22 protein-coding genes are annotated in these 23,896 nt (G+C 26.2%); 6 read left to right on the top strand and 16 right to left on the bottom strand.

The features are described from left to right. Positions 1–62 precede the first annotated feature (62 nt). The 3 genes from secF to yajC form a co-directional block, all read right to left on the bottom strand. The gene (secF, locus tag AMYT_RS02470) at positions 63–1,034 is read right to left on the bottom strand and encodes a protein translocase subunit SecF (RefSeq protein WP_114840988.1); all 972 of its coding nucleotides are present in this window, start codon (positions 1,032–1,034) and stop codon (positions 63–65) included. Further along, entirely contained in the window at positions 1,034–2,599 is a 1,566-nt protein-coding gene (gene secD, locus AMYT_RS02465; RefSeq protein WP_114840987.1) for a protein translocase subunit SecD, read from the bottom strand. The genes secF and secD overlap by 1 nt, the downstream gene beginning before the upstream one ends. Before the next feature lie 78 nt (positions 2,600–2,677). Then, positions 2,678–2,950, bottom strand: coding sequence for a preprotein translocase subunit YajC (gene yajC / locus AMYT_RS02460; protein WP_114840986.1), 273 nt, complete (start codon positions 2,948–2,950; stop codon positions 2,678–2,680). A 25-nt stretch (positions 2,951–2,975) separates the two neighbouring features. On the opposite strand from yajC, the gene AMYT_RS02455 reads away from it, so the two are divergent. Beyond that, entirely contained in the window at positions 2,976–4,280 is a 1,305-nt protein-coding gene (locus AMYT_RS02455) for an apolipoprotein N-acyltransferase (protein WP_114840985.1), read from the top strand. A gap of 26 nt (positions 4,281–4,306) precedes the next feature. Here AMYT_RS02455 and AMYT_RS02450 read toward each other — a convergent pair whose 3' ends face one another. The 10 genes from AMYT_RS02450 to AMYT_RS02405 all read right to left on the bottom strand — a co-directional run bounded on the left by AMYT_RS02450 (position 4,307) and on the right by AMYT_RS02405 (position 16,483). Beyond that, complete coding sequence (locus AMYT_RS02450) at positions 4,307–5,707, bottom strand: CCA tRNA nucleotidyltransferase (protein ID WP_114840984.1); 1,401 nt, start codon at positions 5,705–5,707, stop codon at positions 4,307–4,309. Next, complete coding sequence (locus tag AMYT_RS02445; protein ID WP_114840983.1) at positions 5,685–6,500, bottom strand: mechanosensitive ion channel family protein; 816 nt, start codon at positions 6,498–6,500, stop codon at positions 5,685–5,687. The genes AMYT_RS02450 and AMYT_RS02445 overlap by 23 nt, the downstream gene beginning before the upstream one ends. 9 nt (positions 6,501–6,509) lie before the next feature. Beyond that, a complete protein-coding gene (locus AMYT_RS02440; RefSeq protein WP_114840982.1) occupies positions 6,510–8,213 on the bottom strand; it encodes a proline--tRNA ligase in 1,704 nt (567 codons plus the stop codon). Positions 8,214–8,220: 7 nt separating this feature from the next. Next, positions 8,221–9,531: a glutamyl-tRNA reductase gene (gene hemA, locus AMYT_RS02435; RefSeq protein WP_114840981.1), complete on the bottom strand. Its 1,311-nt coding sequence runs from the start codon at positions 9,529–9,531 to the stop codon at positions 8,221–8,223. Position 9,532: 1 nt separating this feature from the next. Then, positions 9,533–10,429, bottom strand: coding sequence for a polyprenyl synthetase family protein (locus AMYT_RS02430; RefSeq protein WP_114840980.1), 897 nt, complete (start codon positions 10,427–10,429; stop codon positions 9,533–9,535). A 10-nt stretch (positions 10,430–10,439) separates the two neighbouring features. Beyond that, on the bottom strand, positions 10,440–10,730 hold the full coding sequence (locus AMYT_RS02425; protein ID WP_114840979.1) for a DUF2018 family protein: 291 nt from the start codon (positions 10,728–10,730) through the stop codon (positions 10,440–10,442). Continuing rightward, the gene (gene hisD, locus AMYT_RS02420; RefSeq protein WP_114840978.1) at positions 10,730–12,028 is read right to left on the bottom strand and encodes a histidinol dehydrogenase; all 1,299 of its coding nucleotides are present in this window, start codon (positions 12,026–12,028) and stop codon (positions 10,730–10,732) included. Before hisD ends, AMYT_RS02425 begins: the two co-directional genes overlap by 1 nt. 9 nt (positions 12,029–12,037) lie before the next feature. Continuing rightward, complete coding sequence (locus AMYT_RS02415; protein WP_114840977.1) at positions 12,038–12,562, bottom strand: shikimate kinase; 525 nt, start codon at positions 12,560–12,562, stop codon at positions 12,038–12,040. A gap of 67 nt (positions 12,563–12,629) precedes the next feature. Next, on the bottom strand, positions 12,630–15,545 hold the full coding sequence (locus AMYT_RS02410; RefSeq protein WP_114840976.1) for an ABC transporter substrate-binding protein: 2,916 nt from the start codon (positions 15,543–15,545) through the stop codon (positions 12,630–12,632). A 35-nt stretch (positions 15,546–15,580) separates the two neighbouring features. Continuing rightward, on the bottom strand, positions 15,581–16,483 hold the full coding sequence (locus AMYT_RS02405) for a 1-aminocyclopropane-1-carboxylate deaminase/D-cysteine desulfhydrase (protein WP_228197881.1): 903 nt from the start codon (positions 16,481–16,483) through the stop codon (positions 15,581–15,583). A gap of 47 nt (positions 16,484–16,530) precedes the next feature. On the opposite strand from AMYT_RS02405, the gene AMYT_RS02400 reads away from it, so the two are divergent. Together AMYT_RS02400 and AMYT_RS02395 are read left to right on the top strand one after the other, a co-directional pair. Beyond that, the gene (locus AMYT_RS02400; protein WP_114840975.1) at positions 16,531–17,007 is read left to right on the top strand and encodes a MotA/TolQ/ExbB proton channel family protein; all 477 of its coding nucleotides are present in this window, start codon (positions 16,531–16,533) and stop codon (positions 17,005–17,007) included. Continuing rightward, the gene (locus tag AMYT_RS02395) at positions 17,004–17,393 is read left to right on the top strand and encodes an ExbD/TolR family protein (protein WP_114840974.1); all 390 of its coding nucleotides are present in this window, start codon (positions 17,004–17,006) and stop codon (positions 17,391–17,393) included. Before AMYT_RS02400 ends, AMYT_RS02395 begins: the two co-directional genes overlap by 4 nt. 6 nt (positions 17,394–17,399) lie before the next feature. On the opposite strand, the gene fbaA is transcribed toward AMYT_RS02395, so the two are convergent. Together fbaA and AMYT_RS02385 are read right to left on the bottom strand one after the other, a co-directional pair. Further along, the gene (fbaA, locus tag AMYT_RS02390; protein ID WP_114840973.1) at positions 17,400–18,467 is read right to left on the bottom strand and encodes a class II fructose-bisphosphate aldolase; all 1,068 of its coding nucleotides are present in this window, start codon (positions 18,465–18,467) and stop codon (positions 17,400–17,402) included. Positions 18,468–18,482: 15 nt separating this feature from the next. Next, positions 18,483–19,289, bottom strand: coding sequence for a peptidylprolyl isomerase (locus tag AMYT_RS02385; RefSeq protein ID WP_114840972.1), 807 nt, complete (start codon positions 19,287–19,289; stop codon positions 18,483–18,485). 229 nt (positions 19,290–19,518) lie between these two features. Between AMYT_RS02385 and hsrA the strand changes: the two genes are divergently transcribed. Further along, entirely contained in the window at positions 19,519–20,202 is a 684-nt protein-coding gene (gene hsrA, locus AMYT_RS02380) for a homeostatic response regulator transcription factor HsrA (RefSeq protein ID WP_114840971.1), read from the top strand. Between the two features lie 35 nt (positions 20,203–20,237). Beyond that, entirely contained in the window at positions 20,238–21,530 is a 1,293-nt protein-coding gene (locus AMYT_RS02375) for a sensor histidine kinase (protein WP_114840970.1), read from the top strand. Here AMYT_RS02375 and AMYT_RS02370 read toward each other — a convergent pair. Further along, positions 21,525–21,950, bottom strand: coding sequence for a CoA-binding protein (locus AMYT_RS02370; protein ID WP_114840969.1), 426 nt, complete (start codon positions 21,948–21,950; stop codon positions 21,525–21,527). The genes AMYT_RS02375 and AMYT_RS02370 overlap by 6 nt on opposite strands. 139 nt (positions 21,951–22,089) lie before the next feature. On the opposite strand from AMYT_RS02370, the gene AMYT_RS02365 reads away from it, so the two are divergent. Then, positions 22,090–23,895 carry an ATP-binding protein gene (locus tag AMYT_RS02365; RefSeq protein WP_114840968.1) on the top strand — a complete coding sequence of 602 codons (1,806 nt, stop codon included), beginning with the start codon at positions 22,090–22,092 and terminating at the stop codon, positions 23,893–23,895. The last annotated feature ends 1 nt before the right edge of the window (position 23,896 follow it).

The following is a 23,896-nucleotide window of genomic DNA, read 5'->3' as shown; positions in this document are numbered from 1 at the left end:
AATTTAAGAGGGAATTTGTAAAAAACAAATAGCCCACTAAATTCTTTTTTTAATAAGATACTTTATACTGTACCTTTTTCATACATAGCTCTTATTTTTTCTTTTTCTTTTTGTCTTTTTAATTTTTCAGCTTCTTTACTTCTAAAATCAGTTATTGAAAATTTTAATTGAACTAAAAAAGATGCTGCAATAAAAATAGATGAATATGTACCCACAATAATACCTACAAGTAAAGTAAAGGCAAATCCATGAATAATCTCACCACCAAAGGCAAATAAAGTAACAACAACAAAAAATGTTGTTAATGAAGTAAGTGTTGTTCTTGATAAAGTTTTACTTACTGATTCATTTACAATAGTATCTAATAAAGTCTCTTTAGAAGTTTGTATTCCTTCTCGAATTCTATCAAATACAATAATTGTATCATTTAGAGAGTATCCTAAAAGAGTAAGAATTGCTGCTAAAATATCAAGATTTACTTCTATAGAAAAAAGTGATAAAGCTCCCATAGCAATAGTAATATCGTGAATTAATGCTAAAATTGAAGCAATAGCAAATCTCCATTCAAATCTAAAACTTACATAAATTAAGATTATAATAATAGCTAAACCTAAAGCCATTACACCTTTTTCTCTTAATTCTCCTCCAACTTTAGGTCCAACTATATCAACTCTTCTTACTTCAAAATTTCCTGTACTTGCTAATACATTATGTATTTTATCACTTATATCAGTTGATAAATCAGAAGAAGTACCAGATAATCTAATAACAACCTCTTCTTTACTTCCAAACTCTGAAATAATTGCATTTGCATATTCAGGTTTTGTTTTTAATACAGTTCTAATATCTGAAATTGGGGCTTGTTTCTCATATTTTACTTGAATAATTGTTCCACCAGCAAAATCAATACCAAAGTTTAAACCTTTAGTAAATAAAATTACTATTGAGGCAATAAATAAAATAGAAGAAAGACCTAAAAAAGGAAGTCTTCTTCCCATAAAATTATATATTCTATCAGTTTTAAAAATTTCCATTAGCTAACCCCAAACCATTTTTTTATATTTTTATCTTTTGATATTTTTGGCATTAAGGCTTCATAAATACCATGAGTTCCCAAAATTGCCGTAAGCATTGAAGCTAAAATACCAATAGAAATAGTAATTGCAAAACCTTTTATTGGTCCTGTTCCATAAGCATAAAGAATTACAGCAACCAATAAAGTAGTAATATTTGCATCTAAAATAGCTCTCATTGCATTTGAGTAACCATCTTCTATTGCTTTTTGAATTGATAATCCTTGTCTTAATAATTCTCTAATTCTTTCAGTAATAATTACATTGGCATCAACTGCCATACCCACGGTTAATACAATCCCTGCCATACCAGGTAAAGTAAGAGTTGCACCAAACATTGCCATAACTGATACTATAATAAAAATATTTGTAATAAGTGCAATATTTGCAATAATTCCAGCAGTTTTATAATATACAATCATAAATACTACAACTAGTACAAATCCTAAAATAAGTGCAACCATAGAAGCTTGAATAGAGTCTGCTCCAAGTGATGGTCCCACACTTCTTTTTTCAAGTAATTTTACAGAAGCTGGTAAAGCTCCACTTCTAAGAGCAATTGCAACATTTCCAGCTTCAATCATAGTAAAACCACCAGAAATTTGTCCACTTCCTCCACCAATTCTTTCTCTAATTGAAGGAGCTGAATAAACTTTCCCATCAAGAACAACTGCAAGTCTTTTTCCTATACTTTTTGCTGTAAAATCACCAAAAATTCTTGCACCACTTGAATTTAATGTAAAATTAATAATAGGCTGATTTGATTGGTCAAAAGCAACTTTTGCATCAATTACTTGCTCCCCATTTAAAATAGGTATCTCTTTTACTAAATATAAAGTATTTGGATTTTTTACATCCTCTAAAATAATATCTCCATATGAAGCTGCTTGAGCATCACTCATAGTATAAACTTGGTCTGCTCTTTCTTCATCTACTGCCATAAGTTCTAAATTAGCTGGCTTAGAAATAAGTTCTCTTGCAGCTTTTTCATCTTCTTGAGATCTAATTCCTGGAAGTTGAACAACAATATCAGTTTCACCTTGTCTAATAACAGTTGGTTCAGCAAGTCCAAATTGGTCAAGTCTATTTCTAATAGTTTCAACAGCTTGCGCAACAGATAAATCTTTTGTTCGAACAATCTCATCATCAGTTAAACTTACATTAAAAGTAAGTTCATCTAATCCAACTTCTAAACCACCTATTTTTTCTAACATTGTTTCAATTTTAGGTGCTTCATCTTTATCTAAAATAGTAAAAGTTATGCTATCACCATTGATACTTAAATCTTCTATTAATAAATCTTCGTCTTCGGCAAAATATTTAATTGAAGTTGCTATTGTTTTGATTTTTGAAGTAACTGCCTCATCCGTTTGAACTCCAAGAAGCATATGAAGTCCACCTTGTAAATCTAATCCTAATGAGATTTTTTTACCACTATTTGTTTGCATAAATGAAGGTATAGAAAATACAACTCCAAATATAATGCTTAGTATAAATATTATGAGTCTATAATTTAAGATTTTCAATCTTTTTCCTTAGCTTGTTAGTACATAGAAAAAAATTTAAAACATACAAAAATTGTATGTTTTAAAATATAAGTTAAATTAGTCTAAAAGTTTTGCAACAAACTCTTTCATTAATTTCATTTCAGTATTATCATGATTTTTAACAATTAAAAAAGTCTCTTCAACTTTAATAATTTCAACCATTAAGCCACCATTTGTTACAATCTTATCACCCTTTTTTAATTCAGCAATCATAGCCTTATGAGCTTTAGCTTGTTTTTGTTGTGGTCTGATAATTAAAAAATAAAAAATTGCAAATAACGCAACTAGAGGTAATAATGAGCTTATTAAATCAGCACTTTGACCTTGCATTAAACTTCCTTTTAAAGTATTTTCTATGTTTTTAGTAAAACCTGAATATTTTAACAAAACTATTATAATAAAAGGCTTGATAACAGCTATATTGCTAAGTGCTTTTATTTACTTAGAGTATTTAAACTTTAATTTTAAAATATTAAACACCTTTTTAGGTCTTCTTGGTTTATACTTTTTAATTACAATTCCTAAAAATTCTTTAATTTATGCAGGATTTTTTACAGGAATTTTTTGGTTTTATTGGATAGCAAATAGTTTTTTTTATTATGAAGTAGCTTATTTAATACCCTTTGTAATCCTTGGTTTTGGATTTATAATTGCATTTTTATTTTACTTTACAGATTTTGTAATTAGAACATTTAGACCTCTATATTGTCTTGTAAGTTCATATTTTTCACCAATAATTTTTAATTTAGTAATAAATAAAAAATTTTTAAGAATTTGTGCTATTTTTGCATTAAGTTTTATAGAACCTTTTAATTTTAATTGGTTTAAATTAGAATTACTTTTTATTGATTCATATTTACAAACTTCTAAAATTGCATTTATTTTAATTTTATTAGCAGTTTTTTTATTAACAGAAAAATTAAAATATAAATTTTTAGCTATTATTCCTTTACTTTTTGCCTTTGATTATAACCCTAATTTAAAAATAAAAGAGCCAAATTTAAAAATATATATGTCTAAAATAAATATCAAGCAAGACCAAAAATGGCTAAAACAAAATCAACATTTAATAGTAAATAAAAATATAAATGAAATAGATAAAGCAATTGATTTAAATTATGATTTAGTTATCTTACCAGAGACTACTCTTCCTTTATTATTAAATAAAGATGAATTTTTAATGCAATATTTAAAAGAAAAATCTCAAAAAATTGATATAGTAATAGGTGCTATGTCAAGTGATGAAAAAGGATTTTATAACTCTTCATTTTTCTTTTCAAAAGAAAAAGTAGTTATTGCAAATAAAGTAGTTTTAGTTCCTTTTGGAGAAGAAATACCACTTTCAAGTTTCTTAACAGATTTAATAAATAAATGGTTTTATAATGGAGCACAAGATTATATAAAAGCTGTAACTCCAACTGATTTTAATATAAATGGTTATAAATTTAGGAGTGCAATTTGTTATGAAGCAACAACAAATAAAATCTTTGAAAATATAAATGATACAAAATATATGATAGCAATATCAAATAATGCTTGGTTTACCCCATCAATTGAGCCAATTTTACAAAAACTTCTAATGAAATATTATGCTAAAAAATATAATGTTATTATCTATCATGTGGCAAATGGAAGTGAAAATTATATAATTAAACCTTAACTAACTTTTTTTATTTATAAATAAAGTTAGTTACAATATCTTTCTTTTATAAAGTATAATATCTCTTCTTTAGTTAAATTTTCATCTATTTGTAAATCTAAAGCATAATCAAGTATTTGTTTAAACTCTTTTGAGGGTTTTAATCCTAAAGTTATTAAATCTCTTCCAAGAATATGTGGTTTTAAAGCATTATTTTGAATATTTAGTAAAGTAGCTTGCTCTAAAAGCCAAGAGGTTGCTTTTGGGCATTTTTCTTTATCTTTAATATCTCTACCTAAACAATCAGCTAAACAAACTAAACATAAATCTTGTATATTTACTTTTAAAGATAATCTTTTTACAGCTTTTAATGAAGAGTTTGCAAGATATAGTTGAAAAGGTGTTAAATGATTTTTAACTATTGGTATTACTTTTTCTATTAGTTTTTTTTCATTTGTTAATTTTGATAAAAAAGAAATAGTTGGTTCAACACCTAAGGTTTCATGTTTATGAGAAGTTACCTTATTTTCTAAAATTTCTGTGCAATAAGGTTTACCTAAGTCATGGCATAAAGTAGCATAAAATAAATATAATTTTCTATATTCATCTTCTATTTTTTCTGTTTTTAAAATTTTTGCTAATTCATCTAAAGCCATTAAAGTATGAACCCAAACATCTCCTTCAGGATGATATACTTTATCTTGTACACAGCCAACTAAAGCTTCAAGTTCTTTAAAATATTTTAAAATTCCTAGCTGTTTTAATAACTCAAAACCAATTGAAGGCTTAGAAGATTTTAATAAAAGTTTTTTAAACTCTTCATAAATTCTCTCTTTTGGTAATTCTTCAAGTTCATTATTTTCAACTATTTTTTTACATAATAAAAAAGTCTTTTTATCAAGTTGTAAATTAAATCTTGCACAAAGTTGAATTGCCCTATATACTCTTAAAGGATCTTCTACAAAAGTTTCATCTTTTATATGTTTTAATCTTTTCTTGTTTAAATCTTCTAAACCATTATTAGGGTCTAAAAACTCTTTAGCAAAAAAATCATACCCAATAGAATTAATAGTAAAATCTCTTCTTAAACTAGCTTCTTGAAAATTTAAATTTTTATTGTTTATAACTTCAAAGCCCCTATGACCACTTCCAACTTTTTTTTCAACTCTTGCAAGGGCAAAATCAAAATCATACTCTTGTACTTTTAAAGTTAAAACTCCAAAAGATTTACCTACAAGCTTTACATTTCCATACTTTTGCAAAACTTTTTCAACAATTTGAAGTTCATCAATATTAAAAAGTTCAATATCATAGTCTTTACAAGGAATATTTAAAAGAGTATCTCTAACACAACCACCAACAAGAATTGGTTTTACACCAATTTCTTGTAAGTTGTATAAGATTTTTTCTAAGATTTTAGGTAGATTAAACTTTATGTTTGTAAACATGTACATCTGTTTGAGGATAAGGAATAGAAATACCTTCTTTATCAAAAGTAGTTTTAACAGCTTCAGTTAAATCAAATTTAACTGCCCAATAATCAGGAGTATTAACCCAAGCTCTAACTACAAAATTAACAGAAGAGTTTGCAAGTTCTGAAACTGCAACAGTTATTCCTTTATCTAATAAAACTTTATCATGTGATTTTAAAATAGTTTCTAAAATCTCTTTTGCTTTTTTAATATCATCATCATAACCAATACCAACAACTAAATCTACTCTTCTAGTATCATTTGCATTAACATTTATTATTGTTCCACTTGTAATAGAACCATTTGGAATTATTAGTTTTTGATTATCTCCTGTTTTTAAAATAGTATTAAAAATAGAAATCTCTTCAACAGTTCCACTAGAACCAGCAGCAGTTATAAAATCACCCACTTTAAATGGTCTAAAAACAACTATCATAACTCCTGAAGCAAAGTTACCAAGTGAATCTTTTAAAGCTAAACCAATAGCAAGACCTGCTGCACCTAAAATTGCAAAAAATGAAGTTGTATCAATACCTAATTGTTTTAATGCTGTTAAAACAACAATAACCAATAAAGTATAATAAATAATATTTCTTAGAAATTTAATTAATGTATCATCAACTTTTTTACTTTTTTCTAAAAGTCTTACACTAACATCAGTTAATTTTCCAACAATCCATTTTCCAACTACAAAAATAACAATTGATAATGCTATATTTAAAGCATACATACCAATTAAATCTGAAACAGTTTGAACACTCTCTTGCATTTTTTCACCTTACTTTATAAATTCTAGAAGTTTAGAAGTTACTTCTTCTAAAGCAACATCTACTTTTTCTAAAGTTTTTCTATCAATAATTTCCACTAACCCTTCTTGTAATTTTTTACCTATTACAACAGCATATGGAAAACCAATAAGCTCGAAATCTCCCATTTTAAAACCAAATCTTGCATTTATTCTATCATCTAATAAAACTTCTACTCCATTTGCTTTTAATTCATTATAAATTTTTTCACCAGCTTGTGCTTCTTCTTCTTTTTTAGAATTAGAGACAATAATATCTACCATAAATGGGGCAGTAGATTTTGTCCAAATACAACCTTTTTCATCATGGTTTTGCTCAATAACAGCAGCTACTAATCTAGAAACTCCTATTCCATAACATCCCATAATAAAAGGCTGAGCTTTTCCATTTGAATCTAAAAATGTTGCATTCATAGCACTTGAGTATTTTGTTCCTAATTGGAAAATATGTCCAGCTTCAATTCCTTTTGTATAAGTTAATTTTCCACCACAACAAGCACAAGTATCACCTTCTTTAACCACAACTAAATCTTTATATTCTAAATCTAAAGCAGTTAAATCTACACCTGTTAAGTGATAATCTTCTTCATTTGCCCCACAAACAATATTATTTTCTCCAATTAATTCTTTATCAAAAACAACTTTAATATTTTTTGGAAAATCAATTATTCCACAAAAACCTGCAATTAAATTTGCTTTTTCTAAATCTTCTGGTGTTGCATCTTCTAAATCAATAGCATCAACTGCGTTACAAGCTTTTGTCTCTTCAAGTTCATCAACTCCTCTTACAAAAAATACTACAGTTTCAACACTATTCTTAAAAATTGCTTTTTTAATCACAGCTTTTATTGAATAGTATGGGTCAATTTGTAAAAAGTTAGTTACTTCTTCAATAGATTTTAAATTTGGAGTATGTACTTTTTCTATTTGTTTAGTTTCAAGTTTTTCTTTTTTTAGCTCTTTTCTTTTTGCAGCTTCAATATTAGCTCCATAATCACAAGAGTCACATACTACAATTGTATCTTCACCTGAGTTTGCTAAAATCATAAACTCTTTAGAACCACTTCCACCAATAGCACCACTATCAGCTTCAACTACTCTAAACTCTAAACCTAGTCTTGAATAAACTTTTTTATAAGTCTCTTCCATAAGGTTAAATTCTCTTACTAAATCTTCTTGTGTAGCATGGAAAGAGTAAGCATCTTTCATTAAAAACTCTCTTCCTCTCATAAGACCAAATCTAGGTCTTGCTTCATCTCTAAACTTAGTATTTATATGGTATAAATTTAAAGGTAAATCCTTATATGAAGTTACTCTATTTTTCACAATATCAACAACTGATTCTTCATTTGTTGGAGATAAAACATATCCAGCATTTTTTCTATCTTTAAACTTTAAAAGCTCATGTCCCATAACATTTGCTCTACCTGATTCTTCCCAAAGTTCAAGGGGCGTTACAAAACTCATAAGAACTTCATTTGCTCCTGCATTATCCATCTCTTCTTTTACAATAGCTCTAATTTTATCTAAAACTATTTTTCCTAAAGGCATAAAGTTATAAATACCAGCTCCTACTTGATTTATAAATCCACCTCTTACTAAATATTGGTGAGATGGTAAAGTTGCATCTTTTGGTGCTTCTTTAGTAGTTGGTATAAACATTCTAGAAAATTTCATTTAAATCTTATCCTCTTTCATTTATTTGTAATGCATGCTCGCACTTATATTTATTTAACATATTTGAATCTGTTTTTAAATCAAACATTGATTGAACAGCTCCTAAAACAATATCACACTCCATATTTTTCGAAATATGCTTCATTTTTTTTGAAGGATGATGTAAATATTCTGTTAATACTGTTTGACAAAGTTTTTTTATATTTGCTTCGTGTTCACAAGAAATAAAACCTTTTTTTATAGCATTTTTAACTTTTTTCTCAATTATTTCATCACCTCTTAAATATAGATGTTTAATAACAGGTTCTACTTCTAAAGTTTTTAGCCACTCAAAAAATTCAACAGACATTTTTCCCACAATGCTAAAAGCAACTTTTGCTTGTTTTGCTTTTAGTTGCATATTTGAATCAACAATATACTGAAGGTCATCCACAGAAAATATTGTAAGATTTGGTGATTTTATATTATCTGCAATATCTCTTGGAACAGCTATATCAAACCAATATCTATTAAAATCACACTCATAAACCATATTCTCTGTAATAATGGGGTAAGGTGCTGATGTAGCAGTTATCATAACTGGTATTTGATTTAATAACTGTGTTAATTTACTATACTCTTCAACTTCCACATGTTCTTCAAAACTTTCTGCTAAAATTGTAGCTTTTTTAATATCTCTACTTATTATAGTAACTTTAAAACCTCTTGAGATAAGATGCTTAACAGTAAGCTCACTCATCTCTCCTGCTCCAATTACTAAAGCTTTAACCTCATTTGTATCCCCAATAACTTCTTTTGCTTTAATTACAGCTGTACTTGCAACTGATACAGAACCTGTTCCTAAACTTGTAGCTGTTCTAACTGCTGCTGCACATTTAAAAGCATAATGTAAAGCCCTTGGCAAGTTTTGCTGACAGTAATTTTTATTTAATGAAAATCTAAAGGCATCTTTTAATTGCCCTACAATTTGTGTCTCACCTATTACTAAAGAGTCAAGTGCAGAAGCAACAGAAAATAAATGGTGAATTGCTCCTTCATTATCATAAATATCAGCTCTATCATATAAATCATCATATGAAATACCAGAATATTTTGATAATTTTTCAATAATAAAAGCGGTTGCATAAGCTACACTTGATGTGGAAATTATTATTTCAACTCTATTACATGTTGAAAGTAAAATTGCTTCTCTTATTACTTTTTCTTCTAATATCTGTCTTAAAAATCTATCTTTATTTTCTTCATCGGGGAAAGCTAACTTTTCTCTTGTTTGAATATCTGTATTTTTATGAGAAAAGCTAATTACTAAATAACTCATATTAAAACTCTCTTTCTATCATTGCTTTCATTATTTGAACTAAAGAGTCATCATTTTCATTTTTTACAGCATTAATTGCTTCTATACCTAAAGTTTTTGCTTGATTTATACTATCTTCTAAAGCTTTTGTAGCTTTCATTTCATTTTTAATCCAAAAACTCTCTTCTTGTGATAACTCTTTTTTATATAGGGATTTTAATTTATCTTTTTGTAAAGTTCTATCAAATAGTAATAAATATGGAATTGTTACTTTACCTTCAATAAAATCCAATAAGGCAGGCTTTCCTAAAGTTTGACTATCTTGTGTAATATCTAAAATATCATCTATCATTTGAAATGCTAAACCTAGATTTTTACCATATAAAGCAAATTTGTCTTTATCTTTATTAGCTAAAATAGCAGCAGCTTTTGCACTAGCTTCAATTAATGAAGCAGTTTTTTTATAAATCATATCTAAGTATTTATCATATGAAGTATTAAACTCTTTTGTTAAATCCACATCTAACATTTCACCAATACTTAAAAGTGTAACTGCATTTGAAATTGTATAAGCCACTTCTTGAGGCATATTAGTTAATTCTGTAAAAGCTTTTGAATATAAAACATCTCCAAACATAATTGAAGTTTTATTATCATAAAGGGCATTTACAGAGGGTTTACCTCTTCTAGTATCTGCTTCATCTATTACATCATCATGTAAAAGTGAGGCTGCATGAATCATCTCTACAATTGCACATAATCTAATTGAAGTCTCATTTACTCCAGCTATTTTAAGTATTAATTTACTTCTTAGCATCTTTCCTGTTGCTAGCTTATCTAATAACTCTAAAGATTTTTTATCATTACACTCTTCAACAAATTTTTTTATTTGCTCTTTTACTTTTTCTAACTCTACCAATTTTAAAACCTTATGAATCTAGTCTTGAGATAATTTCACCAGTAAATTCCATATAAAGTGATTTTTTCATTTGGTGAACTTCACTACTATTTTTAAATATATATTCTTGTAAAACTTTTTCAAACTCATCATTTTGAGTTAATAATAGCTCCATTGCAGCAAATTTCTCAATAATTTTATCAAGTTCTTCTGCTACTACTTCACTATTTGCATTTTTTAATACATCAAGAAATTTTGATTTTGCACTTCCTATTAAAATATCATTTTCATCTTCATTAAAAAGTGCTTCAAATTTTCCCATTAAAAATCCTTTCTTAACCTTACTCTTACTGACTCAGCGTGTGCTGTTAAACCTTCAGTATCAGCTAAAATTGCACAAGCTTCTCCTAATTCATCAATTGCTTGTGATGAGAAATTTATAATTGAAGATTTTTTCATAAAATTCTCTACATTTAAAGGACTATAAAATTTTGCTGTACTTCCTGTTGGAAGAGTATGATTTGGACCAGCAATATAATCTCCAATAGGTTCAGGAGTATTTTCACCTAAGAAAATAGCACCTGCATGTTTAATTTTTGAAAGAAGTTCAAAAGGATTTGCTGTCATAACTTCTAAATGCTCAGGAGCTATTTCATTCATTAAAGAACAAGCTTCATCCATTGAAGTTGCAATAATAATTGCACCTCTTTCATTTATTGATTTTGAAGCAATTTCACTTCTACTTAATACTTTTAAATAATTATCTACTTCAATAGAAGTTTGTTTTGCTATTTCTTCATCAATTGTAATCATAATAGAACTAGCCATTTCATCATGTTCTGCTTGAGAAAGTAAATCTATTGCTAAATATTTTGGTTTTGCTGTACTATCTGATAATATCCCAATTTCAGAAGGACCAGCAATCATATCAATATTTACTTCACCAAAAACTAGCTTTTTAGCAGTAGCAACAAAGATATTTCCTGGACCTGTTATTACATCAACTTTGGGAATAGTTTGTGTTCCATAAGCCATTGCTGCAATTGCACTTGCTCCTCCAACTTTAAAAGCTTTAGAAATATTACAAATATGACAAGCTGCAAGTAGTAATTCATTTATCTCATTATTAGGAGTTGGCGTACATACAACTATCTCTTCAACACCTGCAACAATAGCAGGAATTGCATTCATAAGTAAAGAACTAGGATATGCAGCTTTTCCTCCTGGAATATATAAACCAGCTCTATCAACAGGAGATACTTTTTGTCCTAAAACAGTTCCATTTTTTTCAAAATCCAACCAAGATTTTGGAAGTTGTTTTTCATGATATGCTTTAATTCTATCATAAGCAGTATGTAAAGCCTTTTTTAAATCAGCATTTATATTATCATAGGCTTTTTTCATATCATCTTTTGAAATTAAAAGTTCTTCATCACTTTTTACTTCCCACTTATCAAACTTTTCAATATGTCTTTTTAAAGCACTATTTTTTTCTTCAACAATTTCATTTATAATATTTGTTACTATGGCTGAAACACCTTGAATATCTGTTTTAGCTCTTGCTAAAATAGCTTCAAATTCTTCTTTAAAATTTTCCTGTTTTGTACTAATAATCTTCATAATTTCCCTCTAAATTACTTCTAATATCTCATTTACAATATCTAAAATATCTCTATTTTCAACATTTATAACTACATTAGCAACAGCTTCGTATTCCCTTGCTCTTAAGTCATATAATTTTTTTGCTTCTTCAAGATTTTTTAGAAGAGGTCTTTTCTTAAACTTTTTCTCTGCATTTTCAGAATTTCTAATTCTTTCTAAGATACCTTCAAAACTAGATTTTAAGTAGATTACTTTTCCAATTTTTTGTAGATTTTCTTGCTTATAAAATCCACCACCTGTTGAGATGATTGTATTATTTACACTATTTTCTAGCCATAAAGCACATCTTTTTTCAAGTGCTCTAAAATAAGCTTCCCCATCTGTTTCAAAAATTTTTTTGATTTTTCTACTTTCAATACTTTCAATTAAGTCATCAGTATCTATTGAGAATAATGTAGAGTTTTTTACAAGTGCTCTTGCAACTGTTCCTTTTCCTACTCCCATAAAACCTATAAGTATAATATTACTCTTATTCAATAAAACATTCCTCATGATTTTTATCATAGGTTAATATTATATCTAAAATAAAGTAAAACTCTAAATGATTGAAATCAATTTATCACTTATTAGGAATAGTTATTATAAATTTAGCACCTTTATGAGTTTCATTATTATAAATATAAGTGCAATTTTCCACTTCAATTTTGCCATGAATATGCTCATTTATTATTTGATAAGTCATATATAGCCCTATTCCTGTTCCATTACTTTTATGCTTTGTAGTAAAATATGGTTCAAAGATTTTATCTATAATAGTAGTAGGAATTCCACCTGCATTATCTTTTATGCAAATAAATACATTTTTATGTTTTTTATAAACTCTTATAAAAATATATTTATCCTCTTCTAAACTCTTTTCTTTAAAAGCATCATTAGCATTATTTAAAATATTTAATAAAGCTTGAGTTAATTCATTTTTATAAGTATTTAACTTAATATTTTTATCTATATCTATTTTTACTTCAATAAAATTTGTTTTAAAAATACTATCTAATAAAACTAAATTTTGCTCAATTAAAGAATAAACATAAAACTCTTCTTTTCTTTTATCAGCAGCAAAGAAATTTCTAAAATCATCAATAGTTGAAGAAAGATGTTGTGCAGTAGTATTTAACCTATCTAAAAACTCTATTGATTCATTTTTATCTTCTGTTTGTGTCTCGATTTTTAATTTTAAGCCTGTTGCTATAGTTGAAATTAAACTAAGAGGTTGTCTCCATTGATGGGCAATATTTCCTATCATTTCTCCCATTGAAGCAAGTTTAGATTGCTTAAATAAAAGATTTTCTTTATTTTTAAGTTCTGTTAAATCAACAATTGTAAAAAGCTTTACTCTTTCATTATTTAAATAAATATATCTATCTTTTACAAGTGCAGGAAAAGTTGAGCCATCAGTTCTTACAAACTCTATTTCATATGACTCTAAGTTTTTATTTAAAGATTCTTTTAAAGTTACGATAAAATCTTCATGCACATGATGATATAAACTTTTTCCTATAACCTCAGATTTACTTTTATAGCCTAATAGTTTATATCCAACTTTATTTATATCAATACAGTCATGTTCTTTAAATACAAGAACAGCTTCCATTGTAGAATCAAGTAATATTTCAAAGTTTTGAAGTGAGTCTTTTAAAGCTTTTTGCATTTTCTTTAATTCTGCATTTTTCTCTTCAAGTTTTTTTCTTTCTTTTTGAAGATTTTCTTTATTATTAACTACTTCTTTATATCTATAAGTAATAATAAAAATTATAATAATAAAAATTATAAAAATTTTCCAAAATAGTTTATAGTCAAAATCCCCATCATATTGAACATTTATCCATTTTTTTAAAATCTCATGTTTAGTTGAAATATCAAGTTTTAATACAAGTTTATCAAAAATAGAAAATAAAAGGGGCTCGTCATTTCTAACACCAATTCCAAGAGAATATTTTTCATCAAATTTTCCAGCTATTTTTAATTCAGAAAAATACTCTCTTTGTAACTTATAACCAATTGTAGTAATACTATCAATAAAACCAAAGATTTCACCATGTAAAACTTTTTCTAAGCCCTCTTCTACATTATTAACTAAAACTATTTTATTTTTTGGATACCTTTTTTTAAAAACCTCTGAATAAGCATAGTCTCTTACAACTGCTATTTTTTTTGTTTCTATAACTTCATCAAGATTTGAAATAAACATCTCTTCTTTTTTAGTGGCAATAACTAAAGGAAAATTTATATATGGTTTTGTTATATCCATATTTTTTGTACGAATTTCTGTGGGAATAACACCTGAGAGAATATCACATTTTTTTTCACTTATTGCTTTTAAACTCTCATTCCAACTTTTTGTTACATATAATTTAATAGGAATATTAATCTCTTTTTCAAAAAAAGATATATAATCACTAATTATTCCTGTATGCTTTCCTTCTTCTATTTTTTCATAAGGCATCCAAGAAGGATCAGTACACATAAGTATTTGTTTTTTTCTATTTAAATAGTCCAATTCATCCAATGAAAAATTATAATTTTTTGAATATTTACTTAAAGAATAAATAATATCATTTAAAGTTACTGATTTATCTATTAAATTTATATTTTGTGCTCTTATTAATTCATCTAAAACTAGAGTTTTTCTAACTTCTCCTAATTTATAAACATCTAAAAGCATAATATTTTCTATCATTTTAGCCTCATATAATAAGGCTTCTTTACTTTTTTGTTTTGAATATTTATTATAAATTATATTTATTATCTCTTCTTTATTTTCTAAAGCATACTTCCACCCTTTATTTGTAGCTTTAATAAAGTTATTTATATTTGAAGTATTATTTTTTACATACTCTAAAGAAGAAAATAAATTACCACCAAAACCATAGATTTCATAATTCATTGGATTTAAAATATTAAAAGGTACTTTTTCTTTTTGTAAATAATAAAGTTGATTTGTAATATAAGCTGTTGTTACATCAACTTCACCTTTTATAAACTTCTCAATAGAAATTTCATGTGCAATTACTGTAAAATCCTCTTTTTTTATTTTAAATTTCTCTAAAAGTTTTGATAAAGAAGAGTTTTCAAGTTCAAAATTTGAAATCATTATTTTTTTATTTTTTAAATCTGTAGGAGAATAAATATCTTGCTTTGTTACAAAAACTAAAGGAGATTTTTTAAGATAATTTGCAAGTAAAATTATAGGTTTTGTATTATCATACTTATCTAAAATTGATGAGTCATAAATACCAAATGTTGCCCTTTGATTTTTAACTTCATCTACAACATTTATATTTTCATTTAACTCTCTTAATTCAACATCATACCCAATTTCTTTGTAAAAACCTTTTTCAATTGCTGCTATATATCCTGCAAATTCAAATTGATATTTCCAATTTAATTGAATACTAGCTTTTTTTAGTTCATTGGCATTTAAAGATAATGAAAAATACAATATAAAAAAGATAAAAAAATAATTTTTAATCTTCAACTTTAACCTTCAAAAAATGTTACAAAATTATACCATTAATTATTAAAATTTAACTTTCTTTTATATCTCTCTATCATAGTTTTATTACCTAAAATACCTCCTTGATGTATATATAAAACAGGTGTTTGTGAAAAAAAATAATCAGAGTTTACTAAACTTATAAAACCTAAAGGATCATATAATAGTTCAAATTCTATATTTGTCTGCTTTTTTAATTCAAGGTAAATTTCATAAAACTCCTTATATAGCTTTCCAAAATGATAATTTTTTGAAAGTTTTAAAATTGTGGGATGAAATTTTTCATTTTCTTCCAATGAAAAAAATTGTTTTTTTAAATACTCTTCTTTTCCCACACAAGGACAAGTTAAAACTTCAAAAGGTAAATATTTTTGTAAAAAAAGAGCGGTTGTTCCTGTTCCACTTGGTAACATTACTTTTAATTGTTTTATATTATTTTGTTTTGCCCAACTTTTTATCTCGTTTGATAAAATTTCTATTCCATAACTAGCCTCTTTTACTCTTCCGCCCTCTTGAATATATAAAATCTCTTTACTTAATAAATTTTCACTTATATAAGAGTGCAAATCCTCAACTTCTTTTTCTATAATATTTGCACCATTTTCTAAAGAAGCTTTATAATTACCTGCTGGATTATCTTTTAAAAAGTTTGAAATATGCTTTACATAAAAATCAAATTCCCAACCTCTTAATTTTGCTAAAACAGACATTGTATATAAAGAATTAGCTTGAGCCGAACCGTAAGATATTAGTTTTTTTATATTTTTAAAATCATTATTTAAAAAGTAATAAAACTTTCTTGCTTTATTTCCGGAAAAATCCTTATGCAATAAATCATCTCTTTTTATATAAATCTCTTTATTTCTAAATATAACTTTTTGTATGGGTGAGTTTGTAAAATTCATATGTAATTGTAGCATTTGTTAATAAAACTTTAGTACAATTACAAAAAAAATAAAGGTTTTAGATGAATTTGTTAGAATATATTGATAAAGGTGGAATAATAGTTTATATCTTAATTTTTTTAAATATTATTGGTTTTACTATTATTATTTGGAAATTTTTTACACTTCCAAGAAAAAATGCAATGGTTAGAAAAATAAAAGAAAAAACTCTTGCTTCACCAAATGAAAATCTAAAAGCTCAAATTGAATATGAAGTACAAAAATTAGAAATTGGTTTAACATATATAAAAAACATAGCTTCAGTTGCTCCTCTTTTAGGACTTTTAGGAACTGTATATGGGGTATTTAAGGCTTTTGAAACTATTACAGCTAAAGGATTAGGTGATCCAACACTATTTTCAAATGGAATTTCTATTGCTCTTATAACAACAATTGCAGGACTTATAGTTGCCATTCCTCATCATATAGCTTACAATCATTTTATCTCTCAAATTGATGCTATTGAATTAAAAGCAAAAAAAGAGTTAATAAGCAAATGAAAAGAAGAGAACCCCTAGGTGCTGATTTAACACCTATTATTGATGTGGTATTTATTTTACTAATCTTTTTTATTGTAACTTCAGTATTTAAAAAAGAAGAACTAGCACTTATGCTTGATTTACCTAGCTCAAATGCAAAAGCTATGGAAGTAAATGAAGAACAAGTATTTATTGAATTAAGCCAAGAAAAACTAGCTATAAAAGGTATAGAAGTCTCTTTTATATCCTTAGAAGATAATCTAAAAGAAGTAAAAAACAAAACAAAACCAATTGTTGTAAGAATAGATAAAAATGTTAAATATGAAAGAGTAGTAAAAGTTTTAGACTTACTTCAAAAGTATAATCTTACAAATTTAGCTTTAATTACTAATGAGAGTGCTAAATAAGAACTTTTAGTTCTTATTTAGTGCATTTAAATCTGAAAATGCAGTTTCAAGTCTAGCTATCATAGTCTCTTGACCAGCTCTTAGCCATTTTCTTGGGTCATAATAGTTTTTATTTGGTTTATCTTCACCTTCAGGGTTTCCAATTTGACCTTGTAAATAACCTTTATATTTAGCTTCATAAGCTCTAACACCATCCCAAAATGCCCATTGAGTATCTGTATCAATATTCATTTTAATAACACCATAAGAGATGGCTTCTCTAATTTCAGAAAGGCTAGAACCAGAACCACCATGAAATACAAAATCAACTGGTTTTGCATCACAATTTAATTTTTCTTGAATATATTTTTGAGAATTATTTAAAATAATTGGAGATAATTTTACATTACCTGGTTTATATACTCCATGTACATTTCCAAATGATGCTGCAATTGTAAAGTTTTCTCCTACTTTACTTAACTCTTCATAAGCATAACAAACTTCTTGAGGTTGAGTATATAAAAGAGAATTATCAATTCCTGTATTATCTACACCATCTTCTTCTCCACCAGTAATACCCAATTCAATTTCAATCATCATATCAAGTTCATTCATAGTTTTAAAGTATTCAACACAAGTTGAAATATTTTCCTCTAAACTCTCTTCACTTAAATCTAACATATGAGATGTGTATAAAGGCTTACCTGTTGCTTTAAAGTGCTCTTTTGAAGCTTCTAATAACCCATCAATCCAAGGTAATAGTTTTCTTGCAGCATGGTCAGTATGTAAAATTACAGGAATTCCATAAGCCTCAGCCAATAAGTGAACATGCTTAGCCCCAGAAATAGCTCCTAAAATAGCAGCATTATCTACTTTTAAACCTTTACCTGCAAAATATTGTGCTCCACCATTTGAAAATTGAATTATAATTGGTGAGTTTACTTTACTTGCAGCTTCTAAAACTGAATTAACAGAATCTGTTCCTACAACATTTACAGCTGGAATAGCAAAACCATTCTCTTTTGCATAAGAGAAAAGTTTTTTAGCTTCACTACCACTTAATACTCCAGGCTTAACTACATCTAATACACCCAAGTTTGTCTCCTTAATTTATTTAATAACTATTTTTGCTTCTTTTTTAAGTTTTTCAGCTTTATCACTTATAATTTTTCTAAATTTATCTTGTAATAAAAACTCTTTAATTTTATTTTTAATTACATCAAACTCTAAAGTTTTTGCAGGCTCTTTTGACTCTAAATAGATTACATGGTATCCAAATTGAGTTTTTACAGGAGCTTTTGAATATTCACCTGCATTTAAGGCTTTTGCACCTGCACTAAACTCAGGAACCATTCTATCTTCAGAAAATTTTCCTAAATATCCACCTTTTGAAGCAGTAGGACCTTTAGATTTTTCTGCAGCTAATTTAATAAACTCATCTTTTTTATTTGATGCTTTATCTAAAAGTTTAATTACATCTTTAGCATCAGCTTCATTTTCTAATAAGATATGTCTTGCTTCTAAAGTAGCAGGTTGTTTAAATCTCTCTTTATTATTGTTATAATAATCTTTTTGCTCTTTATCTGTAACTTTAATAGCTTTAAATTGATTTTGCATCCAAATTTCTAATGCTAAATCTTTTTTAATTTTTTCTAAAGCTTCTTTATAACTTTTATCTTTTTCAACACCACTTTTTAAAGCAGCATTAGTTAAAAGTTTTTTCTCAATTGCTTGCTCAATTGCTTTATCTTTTCTCTCTTTAGGTAATATGTCAAAATCTATATTTGGATTTCTTAATACTATTTCTAAATCTTCTTTAGTAATTTTTTCACCATTTACAGTTGCATAGTAATCAGCTGCATTTAAACTTGCTGCTAAAGCTAAAGTCGCTATTACACTTGATACAATTTTTTTCATAATTTTCCTTTTGTTTAATTATGGGTTTATTCTATCTATATTTTATTAACAAAGAGTTAATTTATTAAAACTAATAAATAAAAGGCCGATTATATCTAATTTTTTCTTTATAAAATTGTGTCTTTTTAATCAAATTTTAATATTTAACTTAAAAAGCCTTTAAATTTTTCATTTTTTATGGTACAATTCGCACAAATTTAAACTTAACTTAAATTTAAGGGAATATTATATGAGAATTTTAATTATAGAAGATGAAATAACTTTAAATAGAACGCTGCAAGAAGGGCTTACTGACTTTGGATACCAAGTTGATGCAGCAGAAAATTATAAAGATGCAGAATATTTTATCGATATTAGAAACTATGATTTAGTATTAACTGACTGGATGTTACCAGATGGTGATGGTATTGAATTGTGTAAAATCGTAAAAAATAGAAGTTCAAGAACTGCTGTTGTAATTATTTCAGCAAGAGATGATAAAGAAAGTGAAATTGAAGCACTTAAATCTGGGGCTGATGATTATATTAAAAAACCATTTGATTTTGATATTTTACTTGCAAGAATTGAAGCAAGATTAAGATTTGGTGGTACAAATGTAATTGAGATTGATGATTTAATCATTAATCCTGATGAAGAAAAAATCATCTACAATGATGAAGAAATTGAATTAAAAGGTAAACCATTTGAAGTTCTAACTCATCTTGCTAGACATAGAGATCAAATTGTTTCTAAAGAACAATTATTAGATGCTATTTGGGAAGAGCCAGAATTAGTAACTCCAAACGTAATTGAAGTAGCAATTAACCAAATTAGACAAAAAATGGATAAACCTTTAAATATTTCAACTATTGAAACAATTAGAAGAAGAGGTTATAGATTCTGCTATCCAGAAGCACAAAGTGATTCTGAATAATTTTATATAAAAAATAAAAATAAGGGGAGTCTATTATGAACACAAAGAGCATATATACTCAGTTTTACCAAAAACTAATACTTGCAACTTCGCTGTTCATAACAACTCTTTCTTTTATTTTCTATGGATATACTAAAGCTACTATATATGAAGAGCTTAAAGAGAGTTTAGTATCTGATGCTCAACTAATTTACAAAATTAGTAAAAGTAAAGGTGCTAACCAAACAAATTTTAATATTATTACTCATACAGGTATAACTGTAGATTTAGTAACAATAGATAATCTTTCAGAACTTAGTTTTGAAACTTTTAAAAGTGGAGAAGATCATTTTGTAGAACTTCTTTACCCCTTTGATATAAAAAGTAAGAAATTTATAAAAATTGTAAAAAATATCAATTCATCAAGAGAGATGCTTACAAATATTTTTAATAATCTATTATTTTTATCTCTTGGTGGGTTAATATTAGTTGTTTTATACGCTTTTACTGTTTCTAAAACTCTTTTAAAACCTATTTTACAAATAAATAAAAAACTATCAAATATGAATGAAAATTATCTAACTCAAATTAATAAAAGTTCTTTACCTATTGAGTTTCATCCCCTTGCAGATTCAATTAACTCCCTAACAAATAGAATAGAAACATATGTAAAATTTAAAAAAGAGTTATTTATAGGTGCTGCACACGAATTAAAAACTCCCCTTGCAGTTATGAAGTTAAAAAATGAAGTAACTTTAATGAAGCAAAGAGAACCTGAAAAATATCAAGAAACATTAAAACTAACAATTAAACAAATTGATGATATGAATAAAATGATTAGTTCTATTTTGGATATAGGAAGAGCTGAGGGTGCACAGTTTGAAAAACCAACAGAAATAGATTTAGTTCAATATATGCAAAGAAAAACTAATGATTATAGAATGCTTAGTGCCCAAAAGAAAATCACAATTACTTTTTATGCAAATGTAAATTATTATAATACTTTATTACAAGTAACTTTATTAAATCAAATTATTCAAAATTTTGTACAAAATGCTATTAAATTTACTCCTGAAAATAAAAATATTGCTATTAGATTAGAAAAAAATAAAGAATTTACTACTATTACTGTAACTGATGAAGGTATAGGAATAGATGAAAAAATTGATCTTTTTGCTCCATTTAAAAGAGTAGGAAATGAAAGTGGTGCAGGTCTTGGATTATTTTTAGCTAAAAATGCAGCAGATGCTATGGGTGCTAAAATTGCTTTAGAAAACAGAAAAGATGGTAAAACAGGATGTATTGCAAAACTTACGCTTTACAACAATCCTGTATGTAAACTATCATAAAGCTTGATGTTCTATCTTAGTACAATGATTTTGTACTACTTTTATTCCAGCATCAAGTGCCTTTTTTGCAGCTTCATTATTAACTAATCCTAACTGTGTCCAAACTGTATCAACATCACCTCTTTTTATTGCTTCATCTACAACTTGTGCAATAACATCTGGTTTTCTAAATATATCAACCATATCTATTTTAAAAGGAATTTCTGCCAAAGTTCTATAAACTTTTTCACCTAAAATCTCTTCTTCTTTAGGATACACCGGAACAATTTTAAACCCAACATTTTTTAAATAATTAGCTACAATATTACTAGCTTTTGAACTATCAGGAGAACATCCTATAATAGCTATTGTTTTTGTATTTTCAAAAATCTCTTTTATCTGTTTTGAATCAGAGTTTATAGTTGCAAATTCACACTGCATTTTTTATCCTTTTATGAAATTTATACATATTATAATACATTCTATTGATTTTGTAAAATCTCAAATCTTAAAAAGTGTCATATATTTATAATTTAGTAATATAATGATATAATTTTTATACAATTCCCAAGAAGAAGTTATGAAAAAATTTTATATTATTTGTATATTTATAATTATTACATTTATCACTTTTAGCTTATTATCAAAGAATTATAGCTATAAAAAGAAAAATATATTAACAAATGCTACTAATACAGTAATGGCACAATACAATACTATTTTTGACTCTTTTGATACTTTAGCAAATACGGTATTTTTTGGCTATATTAATAGACCTGAAATATTAAATTCTTTTGAAAATAGAAATAGAGAACAATTATATAATCTTTTAAAAAAAGATTATGATTATTTAACATCTATTAATTTTAATCAACTTCATTTTCATCTTCCCAATAATTACTCATTTTTAAGAATGCATAACCCATCTCTTCACTCTGATGATTTATCAGATATTAGATTTAGTGTTAAATATGTAAATAGATATAAAAGACCAATTAGTGGATTAGAAACAGGTAAAATTATTCCAGGTTTTAGATATGTATATCCTTTACATAAAGAAGAGAAATATTTGGGAAGTATTGAGACTTCTTTTAGTATAAATGCTTTTATAAATAGACTTGAAAAAGTATATAATGTACATGTTCATTTTTTATTGGATAAAGAAGTATTTAATAAAAAAATTTTTGATATTTTTAAAGACTATTATGAAACAAGTATAGAATCAAAAAATTATATTTTATTAAAAAGAGAAAATTTTTATAAAATTAGAAGTCAAGAGAAATATATAAAAGAACAATATGAATCTTCTTTAAAACTATTTATTGAAGATAGTATAAAAAATAAAAATAATTTTAGTTTTGAAATGAAAATTTTTCCAAAAAATGATAAACATTTTCATAAAATAGTTACTTTCTTAGAGTTATATAATATACAAAAAGAAAAAATTGGTTATTTTGTAGTTTATCAAAATAATAAAGAATTAGGGGATATAGAAAAACAGCTTAATGAAAATTATCTGATTTTTTCACTAATTTATTTTTTAATTCTTGCATATATTTTAAAAGAAGTTTCAATAAAAAAACAACTTGAAGAAAAAGTTTTTTTTAAAACTAAAGAATTAAATGAATTAAATCAATCTTTAGAAAATAGAATTCAAGAAGAAGTAGAAAAAAGTTTAAAACAAGAAGAACAATTGTATCAATATGAAAAAATGGCTCAAATGGGAGAGATGATAGGAAATATTGCCCATCAATGGAGACAGCCATTAACTGCAATTTCTGTTGCTAGTTCTGGATTAAAACTTGCAGATGAACTTAATATTTTAGATAAACATGAAATAAAAAATTATGCAAATGTAATTATAAAAAATACAAATTATCTATCAAATACAATTGATATATTTAGGGATTATACTTTTAAAAATTCTAATATAAAAGATGTGATAATTCAAGATTTAATTTATGAAACAATAGATATTTTATCTGCTACACTTAAAAATGAAAAAATAAAACTTATTACAGATATAACAGATGAATTAATTATTAAAAATTTGCTTGCAAATGATTTAATACAAGCAATTATAAATATAGTAAATAATGCAAAAGATGCTCTTCTTATAAATAAAATAGAAGCACCTTGGATAAAAATATCTCTATTAAAAAAAGAGAAATTTTTTACTATAATTATAGAAGATAATGCAAAGGGTATAGAAAAAGAGATTATGCCAAAAATTTTTGATCCATATTTTACTACAAAACATCAAGCGCAAGGAGTAGGACTTGGTTTACACCTTACAAGAAAAGCAATTGTAAATAGACTAAAAGGCTCTTTGGAAGTGAATAATAGTATAAATGGCGCAATTTTTTATATAAATATACCCCTATAAG

It is taken from the genome of Malaciobacter mytili LMG 24559, from assembly GCF_003346775.1.
GTDB classification, from domain to species: domain Bacteria; phylum Campylobacterota; class Campylobacteria; order Campylobacterales; family Arcobacteraceae; genus Malaciobacter; species Malaciobacter mytili.
This window is presented reverse-complemented; position numbering and strand designations above follow the sequence as displayed.

Excerpts from the sequence above, each read along its gene's own strand:
- secF (WP_114840988.1), bottom strand. The coding sequence starts at position 1,034 with ATGGAAATTTTTAAAACTGATAGAATATATAATTTTATGGGAAGAAGA.
- yajC (WP_114840986.1), bottom strand. The coding sequence starts at position 2,950 with ATGCAAGGTCAAAGTGCTGATTTAATAAGCTCATTATTACCTCTAGTT.
- AMYT_RS02455 (WP_114840985.1), top strand. The coding sequence starts at position 2,976 with ATGTTTTTAGTAAAACCTGAATATTTTAACAAAACTATTATAATAAAA.
- AMYT_RS02450 (WP_114840984.1), bottom strand. The coding sequence starts at position 5,707 with ATGTTTACAAACATAAAGTTTAATCTACCTAAAATCTTAGAAAAAATC.
- AMYT_RS02445 (WP_114840983.1), bottom strand. The coding sequence starts at position 6,500 with ATGCAAGAGAGTGTTCAAACTGTTTCAGATTTAATTGGTATGTATGCT.
- AMYT_RS02440 (WP_114840982.1), bottom strand. The coding sequence starts at position 8,213 with ATGAAATTTTCTAGAATGTTTATACCAACTACTAAAGAAGCACCAAAA.
- hemA (WP_114840981.1), bottom strand. The coding sequence starts at position 9,531 with ATGAGTTATTTAGTAATTAGCTTTTCTCATAAAAATACAGATATTCAA.
- AMYT_RS02425 (WP_114840979.1), bottom strand. The coding sequence starts at position 10,730 with ATGGGAAAATTTGAAGCACTTTTTAATGAAGATGAAAATGATATTTTA.
- hisD (WP_114840978.1), bottom strand. The coding sequence starts at position 12,028 with ATGAAGATTATTAGTACAAAACAGGAAAATTTTAAAGAAGAATTTGAA.
- AMYT_RS02415 (WP_114840977.1), bottom strand. The coding sequence starts at position 12,562 with ATGAGGAATGTTTTATTGAATAAGAGTAATATTATACTTATAGGTTTT.
- AMYT_RS02405 (WP_228197881.1), bottom strand. The coding sequence starts at position 16,483 with ATGCTACAATTACATATGAATTTTACAAACTCACCCATACAAAAAGTT.
- AMYT_RS02400 (WP_114840975.1), top strand. The coding sequence starts at position 16,531 with ATGAATTTGTTAGAATATATTGATAAAGGTGGAATAATAGTTTATATC.
- AMYT_RS02395 (WP_114840974.1), top strand. The coding sequence starts at position 17,004 with ATGAAAAGAAGAGAACCCCTAGGTGCTGATTTAACACCTATTATTGAT.
- AMYT_RS02385 (WP_114840972.1), bottom strand. The coding sequence starts at position 19,289 with ATGAAAAAAATTGTATCAAGTGTAATAGCGACTTTAGCTTTAGCAGCA.
- hsrA (WP_114840971.1), top strand. The coding sequence starts at position 19,519 with ATGAGAATTTTAATTATAGAAGATGAAATAACTTTAAATAGAACGCTG.
- AMYT_RS02375 (WP_114840970.1), top strand. The coding sequence starts at position 20,238 with ATGAACACAAAGAGCATATATACTCAGTTTTACCAAAAACTAATACTT.
- AMYT_RS02370 (WP_114840969.1), bottom strand. The coding sequence starts at position 21,950 with ATGCAGTGTGAATTTGCAACTATAAACTCTGATTCAAAACAGATAAAA.
- AMYT_RS02365 (WP_114840968.1), top strand. The coding sequence starts at position 22,090 with ATGAAAAAATTTTATATTATTTGTATATTTATAATTATTACATTTATC.